Source organism: Synechococcus sp. BDU 130192 (assembly GCF_963876085.1).
Lineage (GTDB): Bacteria > Cyanobacteriota > Cyanobacteriia > Cyanobacteriales > MRBY01 > MRBY01.
In genome coordinates this window covers 63772-80313 of record NZ_CAWNNO010000004.1, presented here as the reverse complement: position 1 = coordinate 80313, position 16542 = coordinate 63772, and the positions used below count along the sequence as shown (strand labels likewise).

General features: G+C 50.7%; 17 protein-coding genes. 6 read left to right on the top strand and 11 right to left on the bottom strand.

Translation table 11 applies throughout. The annotated features are described in order from the left end of the window. Positions 1-39 precede the first annotated feature (39 nt). On the top strand, positions 40-1707 hold the full coding sequence (locus tag AACT35_RS02035) for a helicase HerA domain-containing protein (protein WP_099238469.1): 1668 nt from the start codon (positions 40-42) through the stop codon (positions 1705-1707). A gap of 72 nt (positions 1708-1779) precedes the next feature. After that, the gene (locus tag AACT35_RS02030; RefSeq protein ID WP_099238467.1) at positions 1780-2880 is read left to right on the top strand and encodes an alkene reductase; all 1101 of its coding nucleotides are present in this window, start codon (positions 1780-1782) and stop codon (positions 2878-2880) included. Between the two features lie 110 nt (positions 2881-2990). Here the strand turns inward: AACT35_RS02030 and folE are convergent, their stop codons facing one another. Both folE and accA read right to left on the bottom strand, forming a co-directional pair. Then, positions 2991-3710, bottom strand: coding sequence for a GTP cyclohydrolase I FolE (folE, locus tag AACT35_RS02025; RefSeq protein ID WP_012308040.1), 720 nt, complete (start codon positions 3708-3710; stop codon positions 2991-2993). Between the two features lie 717 nt (positions 3711-4427). Beyond that, positions 4428-5405, bottom strand: coding sequence for an acetyl-CoA carboxylase carboxyl transferase subunit alpha (gene accA / locus AACT35_RS02020; RefSeq protein WP_012308039.1), 978 nt, complete (start codon positions 5403-5405; stop codon positions 4428-4430). Positions 5406-5561: 156 nt separating this feature from the next. Between accA and AACT35_RS02015 the strand changes: the two genes are divergently transcribed. After that, a complete protein-coding gene (locus tag AACT35_RS02015; RefSeq protein ID WP_030006920.1) occupies positions 5562-6290 on the top strand; it encodes a Bax inhibitor-1/YccA family protein in 729 nt (242 codons plus the stop codon). 181 nt (positions 6291-6471) lie between these two features. Here AACT35_RS02015 and AACT35_RS02010 read toward each other — a convergent pair whose 3' ends face one another. The 5 genes from AACT35_RS02010 to AACT35_RS01990 all read right to left on the bottom strand — a co-directional run bounded on the left by AACT35_RS02010 (position 6472) and on the right by AACT35_RS01990 (position 10263). Continuing rightward, the gene (locus AACT35_RS02010; RefSeq protein ID WP_099238465.1) at positions 6472-7059 is read right to left on the bottom strand and encodes a TetR/AcrR family transcriptional regulator; all 588 of its coding nucleotides are present in this window, start codon (positions 7057-7059) and stop codon (positions 6472-6474) included. 78 nt (positions 7060-7137) lie between these two features. Then, entirely contained in the window at positions 7138-8019 is an 882-nt protein-coding gene (locus AACT35_RS02005; protein WP_099238463.1) for a hypothetical protein, read from the bottom strand. 136 nt (positions 8020-8155) lie between these two features. Next, a complete protein-coding gene (locus AACT35_RS02000; RefSeq protein ID WP_216820522.1) occupies positions 8156-8860 on the bottom strand; it encodes a hypothetical protein in 705 nt (234 codons plus the stop codon). Between the two features lie 188 nt (positions 8861-9048). Continuing rightward, positions 9049-9948, bottom strand: a complete 900-nt coding sequence (locus AACT35_RS01995; protein WP_099238460.1) for an ROK family protein — start codon at positions 9946-9948, stop codon at positions 9049-9051. Beyond that, entirely contained in the window at positions 9949-10263 is a 315-nt protein-coding gene (locus AACT35_RS01990; protein WP_339374580.1) for an urease subunit beta, read from the bottom strand. Positions 10264-10374: 111 nt separating this feature from the next. Between AACT35_RS01990 and AACT35_RS01985 the strand changes: the two genes are divergently transcribed. Continuing rightward, the gene (locus AACT35_RS01985) at positions 10375-11223 is read left to right on the top strand and encodes a GNAT family N-acetyltransferase (protein WP_099238458.1); all 849 of its coding nucleotides are present in this window, start codon (positions 10375-10377) and stop codon (positions 11221-11223) included. A 77-nt stretch (positions 11224-11300) separates the two neighbouring features. Here the strand turns inward: AACT35_RS01985 and AACT35_RS01980 are convergent, their stop codons facing one another. Both AACT35_RS01980 and AACT35_RS01975 read right to left on the bottom strand, forming a co-directional pair. Then, on the bottom strand, positions 11301-11447 hold the full coding sequence (locus AACT35_RS01980) for a hypothetical protein (RefSeq protein WP_156785474.1): 147 nt from the start codon (positions 11445-11447) through the stop codon (positions 11301-11303). A gap of 202 nt (positions 11448-11649) precedes the next feature. Then, entirely contained in the window at positions 11650-12435 is a 786-nt protein-coding gene (locus AACT35_RS01975) for a CsgG/HfaB family protein (protein ID WP_099238456.1), read from the bottom strand. A gap of 260 nt (positions 12436-12695) precedes the next feature. Between AACT35_RS01975 and AACT35_RS01970 the strand changes: the two genes are divergently transcribed. Together AACT35_RS01970 and AACT35_RS01965 are read left to right on the top strand one after the other, a co-directional pair. Beyond that, the gene (locus AACT35_RS01970; RefSeq protein ID WP_099238454.1) at positions 12696-13853 is read left to right on the top strand and encodes a glycosyltransferase; all 1158 of its coding nucleotides are present in this window, start codon (positions 12696-12698) and stop codon (positions 13851-13853) included. A 49-nt stretch (positions 13854-13902) separates the two neighbouring features. Then, a complete protein-coding gene (locus AACT35_RS01965; RefSeq protein WP_030006913.1) occupies positions 13903-14637 on the top strand; it encodes a sugar transferase in 735 nt (244 codons plus the stop codon). On the opposite strand, the gene AACT35_RS01960 is transcribed toward AACT35_RS01965, so the two are convergent. Both AACT35_RS01960 and AACT35_RS01955 read right to left on the bottom strand, forming a co-directional pair. After that, positions 14634-15395, bottom strand: coding sequence for a 5-formyltetrahydrofolate cyclo-ligase (locus tag AACT35_RS01960; protein WP_099238452.1), 762 nt, complete (start codon positions 15393-15395; stop codon positions 14634-14636). The two genes, AACT35_RS01965 and AACT35_RS01960, sit on opposite strands and share 4 nt — an antisense overlap. Before the next feature lie 5 nt (positions 15396-15400). Next, positions 15401-16534 carry a glycosyltransferase family 4 protein gene (locus AACT35_RS01955; RefSeq protein ID WP_445267894.1) on the bottom strand — a complete coding sequence of 378 codons (1134 nt, stop codon included), beginning with the start codon at positions 16532-16534 and terminating at the stop codon, positions 15401-15403. Positions 16535-16542 lie beyond the last annotated feature (8 nt).

The following is a 16542-nucleotide window of genomic DNA, read 5'->3' as shown; positions in this document are numbered from 1 at the left end:
GTTCCGACCAACCTCTAATCCCCCCTTCTTCAGTTGCCCATGACCACCGAACACCCCCTTGGCTCCGTAATTCAAGGTTCCTTAAGCCAAGGCCTCGAAGTCCGTCTCCATGGCGATGTGTCCGTCGAAGAAATGCGCGTCGGTAAATTTCTCGTCGTCAAAGGGAGCCGCTCCCAATTTTTCTGTCTTCTCACCGATGTTTCCCTGGGCACCTCTAGCCCCCGCATCCTCGCCGACCCACCCAATCCCAACGACGATTTCCTCCAAGCCGTCCTCGCCGGAACCAGCACCTATGGCACCGTCGAACTCGCACCGATGCTGATGTTTACCCCCAGCCAAGCAGAAGAGCATGAAACAGAAAACTTTGAGACCCTTGAGCTACTGCCCGTAAAAACGATCCCTAGTCACTTCAGTCAAGTTTACGAAGCCAACGAACAAGACTTTCGGCGAGTATTTGGTTGGGAGGACGACCCCCACCACAAAAAATTTGCCATTGGCCGTCCCCTTGATATGGATGTGCCCATTTGCCTCGACCTTGACCGCTTTGTGGAACGAAGTAACGGCATTTTTGGTAAGTCTGGCACCGGCAAATCCTTCCTAACCCGGTTATTGCTATCTGGCATTATCAAGCGACGGGCCGCCGTAAACCTGATGTTTGATATGCATTCTGAATACGGTTGGGAAGCGATTGAAGAGGGCAAAGGCGTCAGTACCGTTAAAGGTCTCCGGCAGCTTTTCCCCGGTCAAGTCGAAATCTATACCCTCGATTCAGAATCCACCCAACGGCGGGGGGTACGCGATGCCCAGGAACTTTACCTCAGCTTCGATCAAATTGAAATTGAAGATATTCGGCTCGTTGGTTTTGAACTAGGGCTATCTGAGGCGAGTCTCGATAATGCCAATGTCCTCTATTCTGAGTTTGGTCGTACCTGGATTGTCAAACTTCTGGAGATGAGCAATGAAGATATCCGCCTCTTTTGCGAAGAACGCCAGGGCCATGCTGGTTCTATTATGGCTCTGCAACGGAAATTAAAACGACTCGAAAACCTTAAATATATCCGCCAAACTTGCCCCTTTAACTACATCGACCAACTGCTCCAGAGCCTAGATGCCGGGAAACACGTAATCATTGAGTTTGGCTCCCAGTCCAATATGCTGTCGTATATGTTGGCGACAAACATGATTACCCGACGCATTCACGCCGCCTATGTGAAAAAAGCAGATCTGTACCTGCAAACCAAAAACGTCCAGAATAAACCGACGCCCCTGGTGATCACCATTGAAGAAGCCCACCGATTTTTAGACTCTAAAATTGTCCACCAAACCATTTTTGGCACGATCGCCAGGGAAATGCGGAAATATTTTGTCACTCTCCTGGTCGTTGATCAACGTCCCTCCGGTATCGACAACGAAGTCATGTCCCAAATTGGCACGCGGGTAACTTGTTTGCTCAATGACGAAAAAGATATTGATGCGATTTTTACGGGGGTCTCTGGGGGCGGTAACCTACGCTCTGTCCTGGCCAAATTAGATTCTAAACAACAGGCTCTCGTGCTTGGTCACGCTCTCCCGATGCCGGTAGTGATGCGGACGCGCTCCTATGACCAGACGTTTTACCAAGAAATTGGTTGCCATGACTGGCAAACGATGGCGGATGAAACCTTGTTTGTCGAGGCAGATTTGGCTAAGACAGATCTCGGTTTTTAGGAAGATTGTTAAAAAAGTTTACAATGAACAAATATTTTATTGACCAGGTAGTCAAAAAGAACAATTAAATCTATGACAACGACTTTTGCAACGCTTTTAGAGCCCTTTCACCTCTGGGATCTCCCTTTGACAAACCGTGTAGTAATGGCTCCCATGACCAGGGCACGGGCTGGCAAAGATCGCATTCCCAACGCGCTCATGGCGGAATACTATGGCCAACGGGCTTCGGCGGGTCTAATTATTGCAGAGGCCACAACCATTTCAGAACAGGCCAATGGTTGGAATGAATCGCCAGGTGTTTACACGGACGCTATGGTTGAAGGATGGCAACTCACCACCCAAGCCGTCCACGCCAAAGGCGGCAAGATTTTCTTGCAATTGTGGCACATGGGCCGCGCTTCCCATAGCAGTTTCCATGGGGGTCAATTGCCGATCGCCCCTTCCGCAATCAAAATTAATAACGGCGAAGAAATTCATACGCCCCTTGGCAAACAGCCCTATGAAGTCCCCAGGGCCATTGAAACAGAAGAAATCCCTGGGATTATTGAGGAGTATCGCCAGGCGGCAATCAGGGCAAAAGCAGCGGGCTTTGATGGTATTGAGATTCACTCCGCCAACGGCTATTTACTCGATACATTCCTCCAATCGAAAACGAATCATCGCACGGATGCCTATGGGGGCAGCGCCACGAATCGTTGTCGGTTGCTCTTCGAGATTTTAGATGCGGTAACAACGGTCTGGGATTCCCGTCGGGTGGGTGTTCGTTTTTCCCCCAATGGTTCCTTTAATGATATGGGTTCGCCCGATTTCCGGGAGCAGTTTACCTATGCTGCCAGTCAACTAAATCGGTACAATTTGGCCTATCTCCATGTGATGGATGGTTTGGCCTTTGGCTTCCATGAACTGGGAGAGCCGCTGACCTTGGCTGATTTCCGGGCCGTTTATGATGGTGTTCTCATGGGTAATTGTGGCTATGATCGAAGCAGTGCAGAAACGGCGATCGCCACTGGGCAAGCTGACCTAATTGCCATTGGCCGTCCTTTTATTAGTAACCCTGACCTCGTTGAACGTTACACCAATAACTGGGCCTTAAACCCCGATGCAGATATGGCTACTTGGTATGCCCCCACAGGCGCGGAAGGCTATACCGATTTCCCGACCTATGCCGCCTAGGATGCTGGTCGATTTCCATTGCTGATAGGCAATTTAGCAAAAAGGACAGCCCTAGGGCTGCCCTTCTCTTATTTATGTTTTAGATTGCGACGCTACAATCCCAAATTGCCTTAAATAAAGCTGGGTTGGTGACGAATCAAGTTGAGAAATTCTTCACGGGTTTTTTGTTCTTTCTGGAAGCACCCAATCATGGCACTGGTAACGGTCCAAGAACCGGGCTTTTGGACACCCCGCATGGACATACACATGTGAATCCCTTCCATCACCACCGCAACCCCTTGGGGGTCAAGGATTTCTTGGACCGCTTCTGCAATTTGTCGGGTCAGGCGTTCTTGCACCTGGAGACGACGGGAATACATTTCAACGATCCGCGCTAATTTGCTGAGGCCCACAACTTTTTGATTCGGGATATAGGCCACGTGGGCACGACCCATAAAGGGCAACATATGGTGTTCGCAGAGGCTAAAGAAATCGATGTCCCGCACCAATACCATTTCATTGTGCCCTTCATCGAAAATTGCACCATTGACGATGTCTTCAAGGGACTGGTTATAGCCTTGGGTCAGAAACTGCATGGCTTTTGCCACCCGCAGCGGCGTCTTTAGGAGACCTTCACGGTCAGGATCTTCGCCAACGGCTTCTAGCATCGTATGCACAGCCTCTGCCATTTTCTGCTGGCTTTCTTCTGTGGCAGGGCGAATGCTTGCTGCTTTGCCATTGTGGCTATTGCGGTCTGGCCGAGTCACCAGATCATTGAGGTCACGACCTAGAGCATCAGTCGCCATGGTTTTTGTAGAACCATTGAAGCCGCTTGAAGAAGATGTTGTCATAATTCGGTATGGAATGAAGAAGTAAAAGGAACTGGGGCAGGGGAGAGTAGATCCTCGCTAACAATAAACTGTTGGATTCCCTGCTTTGGAGATCATGGTCAATTCTTCAATACTGGGCTCAACGGATGGTCGAATCCCTTGAAGAATACTTTGGGGACGCTTTCGGAAATAAAAATCCTGGAGCGGCCAAAACTTTAGCCAGACATGACTAGGCTGCGTCATTCGATGACGGCACAGCCGGATGGGTCTGGAGATCAGGAGTTGCGGAATGGCAATGGATGAGGCGTTAAACAAAATCCCGAATCTGCCATGCTGTTGAACATTGAGCTTGGATATCAGGGGGGCTGCCATCGCAAAGAAAGGAAGAAGGGCCAAGGGTTTGCAAGAATTTAGGGGCAGAGGCGATCGCCAAAGGTGGACAGGAGAGATCATGGGCAGGGAACTGCACTCAACATAGCGCGATGGGTGGGCAAAAAAATTTAGCTTAGTCCATAGAAAATCCCAGAAAAAATGTCCACGACCTAAACTCTGTTTACCAATGGAGACGAAAGGATATTGGTGATGTAACTGCCTTGCAAAGGAACAAAATTGGGGGAAAGTCCCATAGTTCACATTAGGGCTCAGCGGCTTCTTATCCTAGCAAAATTTCGGAAATGTTACAAAATATTGCTAAATGATTAGAATCAGTACCCATGAATGCCAAACCAGATCCTAAAGTTAGGAACTTTCTAAAAACACACCAATTTTCCGGAACCGCTGGTAGCGCAATTCACGGCGGCGTTCTGGCGTCAGCTTCAGCAGGGCTTGGAGGTTATCTTGGATTGCCGCTTTAAGGAGTTGGGCGGCCCCAATGGGATCGGCGTGGGCGCAGGAGGCTGGCTCTGGGACAATTTCATCGATAATCTCAAGGCTTTTCAGGTCCTCTGCTGTAATCTTGAGGGCGGCGGCGGCTTGCTCTGATTTCCCGGCATCTTTCCAGAGAATGGCGGCACAGGCCTCTGGGGTCGCCACTGTGTAAACGGAATTTTTTAACATCAAGACGCGATCGCCGACGCCAATCCCCAAGGCCCCACCGGAACCGCCTTCGCCAATGACTGTGCAAATAATCGGCACATCGAGGCTAAACATTTCCCGGAGGTTAAAGGCGATCGCTTCCCCTTGGCCCAACTTTTCCGCTTCTAAACCCGCCCAAGCTCCAGGAGTATCAATAAACGTTAAAATTGGCATCCCAAAGCGGTTGGCATGGTCCATCAGCCGCATCGCCTTACGGTAGCCCCCAGGAGCTGGCATGCCAAAATTGCGGGCGACATTATCCTTCGTATCCCGTCCTTTTTGGTGCCCCAACATCATCACCGGTTGACCATCAAAGCGGGCCACCCCACCAATGAGGGCCGGATCATCAGAACCACCGCGATCGCCATGGAGTTCAAACCATTCGTCCGCCATCATTTGAACATAGTCAAGGGTGCTGGGACGCCGGGGATGCCGCGCCAATTGCAGCCGTTGGGCCGGGGTGAGGGTACTAAAAATTTCTTCCCGGAGCTGGTCTGCCCGCGCCTCTAGCTGCTGAATCTGTTCGGAAACATCAACATTATTCTCCGCAGCAAGATCACGAATTTGATGGATGCGTGATTCTAATTCCGAAAGAGGTTTTTCAAAATCAAGCAGAAACGTCCGGCGCTCCGTTTTCGGCATGGTGAGTTCAATTCACTGACGACAGTTCACAAATTAAACTCTATTATCCCCGGAAGCCTCCCCAACAGTAAAGGAATCCGTACTGCCACCCCCGAAAAGTTTTGCCAAAATAGAAAGTAAGCAGTTTTAACTTTTCAAGCATCAAATCACTTATTTATGAGCAACACCAGTAATTTTCGTGACGCCATTCGGCAGGCCAAAGGTCAAGCCCTGGTTGGCCCAGAAGTCATTAAAAATGCCCTGCCCTATCTGGGTGGCGGCCTACTCCTGACAGCCCTCGGAACCTATGGTGGTTTGGGAGTAATCCAAACCAATCCCAGCATCTTTATGCCCACCTTCTGGGTTGCCCTGATCGCTGAATTGGCCCTCTTCTTCGTTGCCCGCGGGGTCGCTGAAAAGGGAAACAATAGCGTCGCCCTCCCTCTCTTAGCCGGCTACAGTCTACTTTCTGGGTACACCCTCACAGGGATTGTTGCCCTCGCTATTGGTACTGCGGGGGTCGGTATCCAAGGGGTTGGGATCGCAGCCCTCGGCTGTGGTATTACCTTCATTATTGGGCGCAATATTGGCTCAAACCTCTCCGATGAAGATGGTTTAGCCCTGGCCCAAACAGTGCGCCTCGGAATTATTGCCTTGTTTGTGGTGCTGTTGGCCCAGCTTGGTTTTGCTTTCTTTGGAGTTTACACGCCCAGTTGGTTAGAGGTCGGGATCTCTGGCTTAGGGACGTTACTATTCGCTGGTTCGGCGGTAGTTGACTTCTATGTGTTGCCTCGTGCCTACCGTAATGAGCAATATCTCTCGGCTGCTCTGTCAATGTATTTGACCTATATCAACCTATTTGTGTTTATTCTGCGCTTGTTGATTGCCATCAATAGCCGCGACTAACCCCCTTTGTCTTCGACATCTCCCCTAGGGAAGTTAGCCCCCATGGTCTTCGACATCTCCCCCAGGGAAGGTTAACCCCCACTGTCTTCGACATCTCCCCCAGGGAAGGTTAACCCCCACTGTCTTTGACATCTCCCCCAGGGGAGAATAGGCTCTCTGGTTCATCGGCCAGGGGGCTTTTTTATTGGGGTTGCAGCACCATCAGGGCGAGATCGAGGGTTTCTCTAAGGTGTTCGGGGTTAGGCAAGCCTTTAATGCGGGTATTTAATCCTAGAAGGACATGGTAGAGATAACGGGCAGTTTTCGGGCTGTCAAAATTGGGGGGCAGTTCTCCTTTGGCGATCGCCTGGTCGAGAGTGGCCGTAAAAATTTGTTCGATATTAGTGGCAATCTCTTCCACAAGGGCGGCCACCTGGGGATCATGGGGTGCGAGTTCAATCATCGCGTTGACGACAAAACAGCCCCGACAACCGAGGAGCTTGGCATTGTCGGCGGTTTGATAAAACAAATTTCGGAGATTTTCGAGGGGGGAAGCGGAATAATTGAGCCGCTCTTCTAGCTGGCGCACTGCGATTTTGCCATAGTAGGCGATCGCCTCCAGGAACAAATCATGTTTATTGCCAAAGGTGTTGTACAGACTTTGCCGCTGGATCCCCATGTAGTCCAAAAGTTCCGCAAGGCTTGTGGCGCTGTAACCCTTTTCCCAAAACAATTCCATCGCCTTTTCAAGGGCAGCATTACGGTTAAAAGCAAGCTTTCGGCCCACCATGGCACAACCTAGATACAGTGCAGAAAAACTGGTTTTATCCTAAAGGAAATTTCTCTGCACCGTCAAAAAATCTCGTGATCAGGGGCAAGTGCCAGACCAGGGTATTGGTCGGTTTAGGGAGTTGCCATAGACCCCTTCAAACTGACAAGGCGTCGTAAAAGTCATCTCAAAATCTCTCAAACGGCCAGTGCCCAAAGGGGCACCCAGGAGTCCTAGTTGAACGGTTCCTTTGATTACATAGGCATTTTGATTTGCGTCCCAACCCTCTGTGGTGATAGTCATGAAATCAGTGCTATCCGGCCCCCCAACCGTCGACAATCCCCAATCGATATAGCCCTGCAGTTCCCCATTGGTATAGCTGTAAGTAGTTTCCCAAATTCCCCTTAAAGCAGGCCGGAATTGCCCAGAACTAGAAGGATTTCCGCTGGTAAATGAACCATTCCCAGTATTTCCCGTATTTGCGGTATTAGACGAGTTGTTATTGTTATTCGTATTCTGCGTCGCTGGGTTTGTGTTTGGCGTGCCAGGATTACGGGATCGCTCATTGGCGTTGGTGGTGGTAGGGGGTACCGGAGCCGCGCCTAAGCCAACGACTTGCATACAGCCTTGAGTATTATCGTTAAACACTCGGAGTGTCGTAGATTCGCTACTTTGCATGAGCTTGGGGAGATACTGGGCAGCACGGACACCAGTATCACAAATCACATTGGGTTCTCCGGAGCGAAGGGCGCGATCTTGCCAACTGCATTCCCCTGGTTGCAGGCCTTGGGGAGCACTGCCCGTTGCTGGCCGGAAGACAATTTTCACCTTGTTACCGCTGGTATTGGTAATGCTTAAATTCCCGCCACCGCGACAGGTCAGGGGATAGTTTTGTTGGGCTTGGGCCGGGGCGATCGCCCCTTGGACAATTAGGAGAGAGGACATACCCAGATAGGCACAGGCTTCTTTAAAGACAGACATCGATTTCAGTCTCCAAAATAATGCTCAAGATAATGACATGGACAAAAAAACAAAAAGCGATGCAGAGGAGAAGCTTGAAGCCTATTTCAATTCCCCCTGCATCTTTCAGCCAAGCAGCGATTAGGCCACAACCATTTTATTGACAGGAACCAGTCCAGCCGCCACTTGTGCCGTTAGGGCGACTCCAGCTACCGGAAAACTCGCAAGCGGAGCTAAATGTCATTTCAAATGGCCCGGCATCATTACTATTTGTGCGACCCCAACGCCCTTCGACAACATAGGCATTACGATTACTGTCCCAACCTTGGGAAGTGATAGCAATGGTCTGGGTTTGGTTGCGATACCAACCTTCTTGCCAGTGGATATTGCCATAGTTAGACTGCCAAATCTGATTTAAGTTAGGGCGAAATTGTACTGCCGCTGGGATTCCAGGGGGGACATTGAGCACAGGGGGGTTGTTAAGGATCGGCGCATTAGCTTGCATACAGCCCTGGTTGTTATTAAAAACTTGGAGGGTTGCATATTCATTGCTTTGGACAAGTTTGCTGACATATTGCACTGCCCGGGCACTGGTATCACAAATGACAGTCGGCTCCCCGGAACGAAAGGCGCGATCCTGCCAACTGCATTCCCCTGGTTGCAGACCTTGGGGGGCACTACCAGCAGCGGCCCGAAAATTAATTCTGACGTTATTGTTGCCCGTATTGACGATGCTTAAGCCACCACCACCCCGACAGACGAGGGGGTAACTTTGTTGAGCTTGGGCTGGGGCGATCGCCAGGGGAATTGTCAACAAAGAAGCGGCACTGCAAAAAGCAGATATTTGTTTGTAGAAAGCCATGGTTTAGGGATTCCAGGAGGATAACTAAGGGACGAGATTACTTTAGTTGTAGTTCCCCTAAACAGATGCAAATATCTCGTTTTCTAACTCATTGCAGTGAATTTCTATGACGTTTATGGTGTTTTCCGTATTTTGGCGGAGGCTTTTTAAAAAGATCAAGCTAGCAGAGATGGCATCAATAATTCTCCCTAATTGTCCAGGGTATTTGAGATTTTTTCGAGGGCGAGTTTTGCTGCACCCACCATACCTGCATTGTTGCCTAACTGGGCCTTGGTCAGTTTTAAATCCACCCGTGAAGAAGGCAGCACCCGCCGTTCAATTTCGGCGATCGCCGCTGGGAGGAAAAATTCACTGCTGGCACTGATGCCGCCCCCCAGAATAATCATCTCCGGGGTGAAAATATAGATTAAGCTTGTCAGCCCGGCCCCCAACAGTTTGCCGTAGGTTTGCCAATGGGCGATCGCCTCAGCATCTCCCGCCTGGGCCAGTTCTCCTAATTCCCCAGGATCTTTACCAGAAATCCGCTTAACGCCATTGATCGAACAATATTGCTCGAAGGAACCATTATTACCGCTATTGCAGGGGGGGCCATCGGGATTGAGGGTAATCAGCCCCAACTCGCCAGCGGCACCGTAATGGCCCGTAAAAAGTTTTCCGTTGAGGATTATCGCCCCACCGACTCCCGTTCCTAGGGTGATGAGCAGGAGATTTTGGCGATCGCGCCCCGCCCCCAACCAAGCTTCCCCCAGGCCGGCACAGTTGGCATCGTTATTTAACGTTGTGGGTAAACCTGTTTTTGCTTCCACCCAGTCTGCGAGGGGCACATCCTGCCAACCACTGAGATTGATTGCGACTTTGGCAATGCGCGCTGTACCATCTACCGGGCCAGGAATGCCGATCCCCACCGCTTTACAGGTGTGATCTTGATTTAACGCATTCACTAAATTGGCGATCGCCTCGGCGACAGCGGTTGGGGTACTGGGTTGGGGGGTGAGTACTGCTTTTTCTGCTAAACAAAGACCATCAGGGCTAAATTTTCCCCCTTTGATGGCCGTGCCCCCCAGATCAATCCCAATCACTGTGCTCATCTAGTCCAATGCTCCATCTACCAAATTATTCAGACCATACACATGGCGGCGACCCGCCAAGGCCACTAATTCTACGTCCTTTTCGTCACCGGGTTCAAAGCGTACTGCTGTGCCCGCCGGGATATTTAAACGCATTCCTTTTGTAGCCGCCCGGTCAAACCGCAGGGCACGATTGACTTCAAAAAAATGGAAATGAGACCCCACTTGAATGGGGCGATCGCCCGTGTTGGCCACCGTAACCACCTTTGTTTCTCGGCCTGCATTCAGTTCAATTTCCCCGGCTTGGGGACGTAGTTCGCCTGGAATCATCGCCATGTCGCTCCAAAAACTGCTTTTATCCTACGCAATTATCAGGAAATGCAACAGAGCAAAAAGTCGCCAAAATATCCAAGCTAGACTGAAAAAAATTTACGGGGGCGATCGCCGATGAGCGGAACCTACACCATCAGAACCATGACCCGAACGGAACTGGATTTAGCCGTTGAGTGGGCCGCCCAGGAAGGTTGGAATCCCGGCCTACAGGATGCAGCCAGTTTCTATGCCGCCGATCCCACAGGATTTCTGGTGGGTTTGCTGGATGGAGCGGCGATCGCCAGTATTTCAGCAGTGAAATATGCCCCAAATTTTGCGTTCATTGGTTTCTATATCGTCAAACCAGAGTACCGTGGCCAGGGTTATGGTTGGCAAATTTGGCAAGCGGCGATCGCCTCCGTGGCTGGTCGCAATGTTGGTCTCGATGGGGTCGTCGCCCAGCAGGAAAATTACAAAAAATCGGGCTTTAATCTGGCCTATAACAACGTGCGTTACAGTGGCTTCGGTGGTGGCCAGGTTCCAGAATCTCCGGGCTTGAAGCCCTTGACAGTGGTCGATATTGAAGAAGTTTGTCAGTATGACCAGCAGTTTTTTCCAGGCGATCGCCGCTCCTTTTTAAAAGCTTGGCTGCAGCAACCGGACAGCACCACCTGGGTGATGGTCAATAATACTGAAATTACAGGCTATGGCATGGTACGTCTCTGTCGTCGGGGTTATAAAATTGGCCCCCTCTTTGCTGACAATGCTGAAATTGCAGAAATTCTCTTTCTCGCCCTCAAAGGCAGTCTGCCCACTGGTAGTGAACTTTTCCTCGATGTGCCCATGGTCAATCCAGAGGCGATCGCCCTGGCCCAACGCTACCAACTACAGCCCGTGTTTGAAACGGCGCGGATGTATACCCAAGCGCCCCCAACAATTCCTGTCCAAAATATTTTTGGGGTGACCAGTTTTGAGTTAGGCTAGCCCACTCTGGGGTTTCAAGCCATGAAAAAAGCATATGTGTTGAAACATATGCCTACCGTAAAAATTATTTAACTGACTTATTCGCCGTATTCGTTAAGAATTTCCTTTGCTTCCCGGACTGCATCCGCATTTTTGTTCTGGGCATCTTGCTGCTTGAGCATATGTCTCGCCCAAACCCGTTCCATCGCCCGGAGGGTTTCATTTTTCTCTTTACGCATCCGCATAGCCTTAAACTCCCTTTAAGAAAAACTTGATTTAGTTACTTTTGATACAGAAACTATCTTTTTTATATTATATGCAGCCACCGCCAAAGATTCAAGGGCTTTTTTGGGGTACAAGTCTTCTAAGAATGGGCAAAAAAAATCAGCGGCGATCGCTGACTTATATGTTGATTGTCCCTAAAGGAAGGGCAACGAGCTCAACGGTCTAGAAAAGATCAAGGACACTCCGGGTATTTTCACGACGGCGCTCGTCCTTCGCTTCATATTCAGCCATGCAGCCATTTTGTTCGACCATCACACAACTGAGATAATCAGTAGCTTCAATCAAGGCCGCCCGGAGCGCTTGGCCAACGGGAGCGCGATTTGTTTCGGTGCGATCGCCACCAAGATTAATGCCAGCAAAACTCGCTGTTGCACCTCCGGAAGTCGAATCAGATTTTGCCTGTCCTTCAACGGTACGCGCATAGAGCACTTCCCCAGTGGTAGAGTCAACAACCCGTAGATCCACGGCAACGTAGGCCTCTTCACTAGAGCCACGGCCACCACCGCCGAGCCGGACGCCACCGATCCGAATGCCACTGAGCCCAAAGCCAGTCGATTCTTCCTTGACCCCTTCTTCGTAGGAGGTGATCTGACCGAGCACGATGTATTGCGCCCCTGTGACTTGGCCCCGTTGGGCTCCCGTTTCTGGGCGAACAATTCCCAATTCAGCTAATTCCTGTTCTGACAGGACGGCCCCTAGGTTTTGCCGTTCAACGACGCGGAAGTTGCCAGTGGCAGTAAGCTCATTGCTGAGGGCATCGGCCAGTTCTTGGGAGGTGCTGCTGTTCCACCACCAATAGCTGCCATTGGTTTCGTTTTTAAATTCTGGGACAGAAATAGTCGGTTGCCACTGGGCCAGTGCTTTTTCGCCCCCAAGTCCTAGGGTAAGTGCGAGAAAGGCCAGGGCAGTAGAGCGACTTACGGATGTTAAAAGCTGATTGGTTTTCATGGGTTTCTTTCAGATGCTACAGAATAAGGACAAAGTTTTGGATGGTGCCGTATGCTTGCCCTTATATTTATACGCTTGTATGTATATGCCGCATACTGACACTGATGCACTTCACTGCACTTAAACATATATTGACGCTTTTGTCCCCTGCTGGGGTTCCCGGTTTGAGGATTTTGTGGGGTGAAATATACTAAAAGGTCTGGAATTCGCTAGAAGCTGGCATTTTCGGTTTGACTATTGGTTTAGAGAAGGGAGTCCCCATGGCCCGTTACGCGCTTGTTCATGAATGGTTGACGCCCTACGCCACGGGGGGTTCAGAGCTGGTGGTGCGCGAAATTCTCCAGGACATTGAGGCGGATCTTTTTGCTCTGATTGATTTTGAGTCGTCTAATCCTGATAGCTATCTCTATGGTCGGGCGATCGCCACCAGTTTTTTACAAAAATTTCCCCGGGCAAAATATGGTTTACAAAACTATCTGCCGCTGATGCCCTTAGCCATAGAGCAATTTAACCTTGAAGATTATGACGTAGTTTTGTCGTCGTCCCACGCGGTGGCTAAAGGGGTTTTGACACGGCCCCACCAGCTACACATTTGCTACTGCCACACACCGATGCGCTATGCCTGGGATTTAACCTTTGATTACTTAAATAATTCTGGCCTCGGCAAGGGCATTAAAGGGATTTTGGCGCGGTATTTTCTCCATCGACTGCGGCAATGGGATGTGATCAGTGCCAACCAGGTGGATTATTTTATTGCCAATTCCCACTGGACAGCCCAACGAATCTGGCGCTGCTATCGGCGACGGGCAGCGGTGATTTATCCCCCGGTCAATTTAGAGCGCTTTGCCTACCGAGAGGAAAAGGATGATTTTTATGTGACAGTGTCGCGGTTGGTGCCCTACAAAAAAGTGGCGTTAATCGTAGAAGCGTTTAACCAGTTGGGCAAAAATTTGGTGGTCATTGGTGGCGGGCCAGAATTAGAAAAGCTGCAAAAGATGGCAAAACCCAATGTGCAAATCCTGGGGCGGCAACCGGATGAAGTGGTGGAAGATTATCTGGCACGGGCAAAGGCCTATGTTTATGCAGGCTGTGAAGATTTTGGTATTGTTCTGGTCGAAGCCCAGGCCTGCGGGACGCCTGTGATTGCCTTCAATCGCGGGGGGGCGGCCGAAATTGTCGCCGATGGCAAAACGGGAATTTTGTTTCCTCAGCAATCGGCCCAGGCGATCGCTAATGGAGTCGAGCGTTTTGAGGCCCAGGCCCAAGATATTCAGCCGGAAGCTTGTTTTGTGAGAGCTCAGCAATTCGCCGCTAACATTTTTCGGCAAAGCTATGTAGAATTTGTAGACAACTGTCAAGAAAAATGGCGCAAATGGCGATCGCCCCGCTCCATTTTCCCAGGGTTCGACCAGTGGTGAGGCGTGACCCTAACAGCCAGGCAGTTTTTGGTGTGTGGAGAGGATCGTAATGGCAGTTTATCGGCAGTTTGATGCGCTGAAATTCGTGGCTGGGCTAGCACGACAAAGCTCAGAGTTTTTGTTTGCCCCCAGCGATCACCGCTCCCTGTCCCTGCGGCGCTGGCTCGATGGGGTAGTGGCGAAGCGGAGCTTTGATATTTGTTTTTCCCTCGGCGTTCTGGTGCTATTTTCTCCCCTCTATTTGGCGATCGCCCTAATTATTAAACTCACCTCTCCCGGCCCTGTTTTTTATGTACAACGGCGGGTTGGCAAGGATTTTCGTCCCTTTGGCTGCATCAAATTTCGGACGATGGTTATTAATGCTGACGCCGTACTCGAAGAAATGTTGCGGCGATCGCCAGAGTTGCGCGCCGAATTTGAACAGGATTTCAAGCTCAAAAAAGACCCAAGAATTACTGGCATTGGCCATATTTTGCGCCTCACCAGCCTCGATGAATTTCCCCAGTTTTGGAATGTTTTAAAAGGCGATATGAGCATTGTTGGCCCCCGGCCCCTCGTCCCCAAAGAACTTTATAAATACGGTCGCCACATCGACAAAGTTTTGACCATTCGTCCGGGTCTCACGGGGCTATGGCAGGTGTCTGGGCGCAACGATATTCCCTACGGCACGAGGGTACGGATGGATTCTTATTATGTGCACCATCGCCATTGGTTTATGGATTTGTGGATCGTCTGTAAAACTGTTTTTGTGATGCTGTTCCCGAAAAATAACGGTGCCTACTAGGGCGACTTTTCCGAATTTTCTGCATAAAGCTTTTTGAGAATCGGGATTGTTTCCCACTGCTGGGGGCGAATCTGTTGCCAATCAATGCCTTGGGGTTGCGGCTGGTTGTGGTGCGTTTGATAAATAGTTGTAGGGGTACAAAGCCAATCCAGGGGCCAGTCGTGGGCTTCTAGGGGTAACGCTGCGGGGGGCACCACCTGCAAATCATGCACCGTGGTCACAATGGTCGTCTTTTTGTCCACCAGGCCAAAGTGCTGAAGCATCGCTAGTTCTAAATCGGCGAAACCTGCTCCTTTTCCTGTACGTCCGCCGGCCACACTCACCGCCACACAGCCCACCACTGCCAAATCAATGGTTTTCATTTCCGCGAATCTAACGGGACGGCCATATTTGAGGATGTTGTTTTTTTTGGCGGCGATCGCCAAATCGAGACCTTGGGGTAGCTGCTCCCGCGTAATGGCGACAAAGCAAGATTCATTCACCAACTGCGGCACCGCCATGTACAAAGTTTTTCCCGCAGCCAAGGCTTGGTGACGTACAGGGGCCTGGGGCCGATCGGGATTGCACTTAATCACCGTTGCCCGTTGCCAACTTGCCAAGGTAGTTAATTTCTCAGCGGCGGCGATCGCCCCGACGAAATTCGGAATGTGGCCGTGGGGAGGCGTTACCGTTGCTCCAGCCGTTGCCAAGCGGTCCCAAATGGTTTGCCTGAGGCGTGCTTTTGCGGAGTTGTAATGCTGCCAAGGGGAATGTGCCATTGGTACTATTTGCGGTGGACGGGAAAATCGCGCCTGCGCCACAGTTGCCACCCCCAAACCCCGACAATTAGGGACGTAATCCCCGCATAGAGGGTGCCGCTGGGGAGACCCGAAAAGGCGATCGCCAAACTCCCTGCCCAGAGGGTAAGGCCATAGATAAATAGAACCGTAGTGCGATGGGAAAAACCTGCCGCCAAAAGTCGGTGGTGCAGGTGCCGTTTATCCGGTTTGAAAGGAGAAGAGCCGCTACTAATCCGCGAAAAAACCACCGTGGTCATATCGATCAAGGGCACCGCCAAAATCACATAGGGTAAGAGCACCGCTGCCGCCGCCGTCGTTTTCACGAGGCCCACCACCCCCATCGCCGCCAGGGTAAAGCCCATAAAATAAGAGCCACCATCCCCCATGAAAATTTGGGCGGGGTTGAAGTTGTAGCGCAAAAAGCCGAGGGCCGATCCCGCCAAGGCCGCCGCAATAAAAGCCACCATGGGTTCGTTGAGATAGAGGGTCGTCACCAACAACACCGCCGCCGCAATCCCCGAAACCCCCGCCGCTAGACCGTCAAGGCCGTCAATCCAATTGATCGCGTTGGCCATGCCCACAAGCCAAATTAGGGTCAAAGGTAGGCTCAACCAGCCCACAGAAAACACTTCCCCGGTAAACGGAATCGTCAAAAATTCGATTTGTACCCCCATTAACCAGGCAATGCCCGCGGCGACGAATTGCATCAACAGTCGAGATAAGGCGCTTAATTCAAATAAATCATCCCCAAAGCCAATTCCAAAAAAGGCGATCGCCCCGAACAGCACCCCCAGGATCGGCCATTGTTCCCCAGGAAACAAAAGGGGGAACCAATCCATCTGCCAAGCCGTCCCTAGGGAGACGAGGGTGCCCATAAAAATCGCCACGCCACCCAAGCGCACCATCGGTCGGTCATGGACTTTCCGCTCGTTGGGTCGGTCTACCCGGCCACTCCGTAAGCCAATCGCTTTCACAATGGGGGTACTAATCAGCACCACAACCAGGGCGATTAGACTCGTGACTAAATACAACAATTCCTTCGGCATATTGGCGTTGGCTAAGAACAGAGAGAATAGAGCAAAACCGAAATAAGAAAAAACCCAGGTTACCTTTTTCATTAAACCTG

Bases quoted from the DNA above. Each gene is read 5' to 3' on its own strand.
- AACT35_RS01995 (WP_099238460.1), bottom strand. From the start codon at position 9,948: ATGAGCACAGTGATTGGGATTGATCTGGGGGGCACGGCCATCAAAGGG.
- AACT35_RS02030 (WP_099238467.1), top strand. From the start codon at position 1,780: ATGACAACGACTTTTGCAACGCTTTTAGAGCCCTTTCACCTCTGGGAT.
- folE (WP_012308040.1), bottom strand. From the start codon at position 3,710: ATGACAACATCTTCTTCAAGCGGCTTCAATGGTTCTACAAAAACCATG.
- AACT35_RS02000 (WP_216820522.1), bottom strand. From the start codon at position 8,860: ATGGCTTTCTACAAACAAATATCTGCTTTTTGCAGTGCCGCTTCTTTG.
- AACT35_RS01975 (WP_099238456.1), bottom strand. From the start codon at position 12,435: ATGAAAACCAATCAGCTTTTAACATCCGTAAGTCGCTCTACTGCCCTG.
- AACT35_RS01980 (WP_156785474.1), bottom strand. From the start codon at position 11,447: ATGCGGATGCGTAAAGAGAAAAATGAAACCCTCCGGGCGATGGAACGG.
- AACT35_RS01965 (WP_030006913.1), top strand. From the start codon at position 13,903: ATGGCAGTTTATCGGCAGTTTGATGCGCTGAAATTCGTGGCTGGGCTA.
- AACT35_RS02005 (WP_099238463.1), bottom strand. From the start codon at position 8,019: ATGTCTGTCTTTAAAGAAGCCTGTGCCTATCTGGGTATGTCCTCTCTC.
- AACT35_RS02035 (WP_099238469.1), top strand. From the start codon at position 40: ATGACCACCGAACACCCCCTTGGCTCCGTAATTCAAGGTTCCTTAAGC.
- accA (WP_012308039.1), bottom strand. From the start codon at position 5,405: ATGCCGAAAACGGAGCGCCGGACGTTTCTGCTTGATTTTGAAAAACCT.
- AACT35_RS01985 (WP_099238458.1), top strand. From the start codon at position 10,375: ATGAGCGGAACCTACACCATCAGAACCATGACCCGAACGGAACTGGAT.
- AACT35_RS01970 (WP_099238454.1), top strand. From the start codon at position 12,696: ATGGCCCGTTACGCGCTTGTTCATGAATGGTTGACGCCCTACGCCACG.
- AACT35_RS01955 (WP_445267894.1), bottom strand. From the start codon at position 16,534: ATGAAAAAGGTAACCTGGGTTTTTTCTTATTTCGGTTTTGCTCTATTC.
- AACT35_RS01960 (WP_099238452.1), bottom strand. From the start codon at position 15,395: ATGGCACATTCCCCTTGGCAGCATTACAACTCCGCAAAAGCACGCCTC.
- AACT35_RS02010 (WP_099238465.1), bottom strand. From the start codon at position 7,059: ATGGTGGGCCGAAAGCTTGCTTTTAACCGTAATGCTGCCCTTGAAAAG.
- AACT35_RS02015 (WP_030006920.1), top strand. From the start codon at position 5,562: ATGAGCAACACCAGTAATTTTCGTGACGCCATTCGGCAGGCCAAAGGT.
- AACT35_RS01990 (WP_339374580.1), bottom strand. From the start codon at position 10,263: ATGGCGATGATTCCAGGCGAACTACGTCCCCAAGCCGGGGAAATTGAA.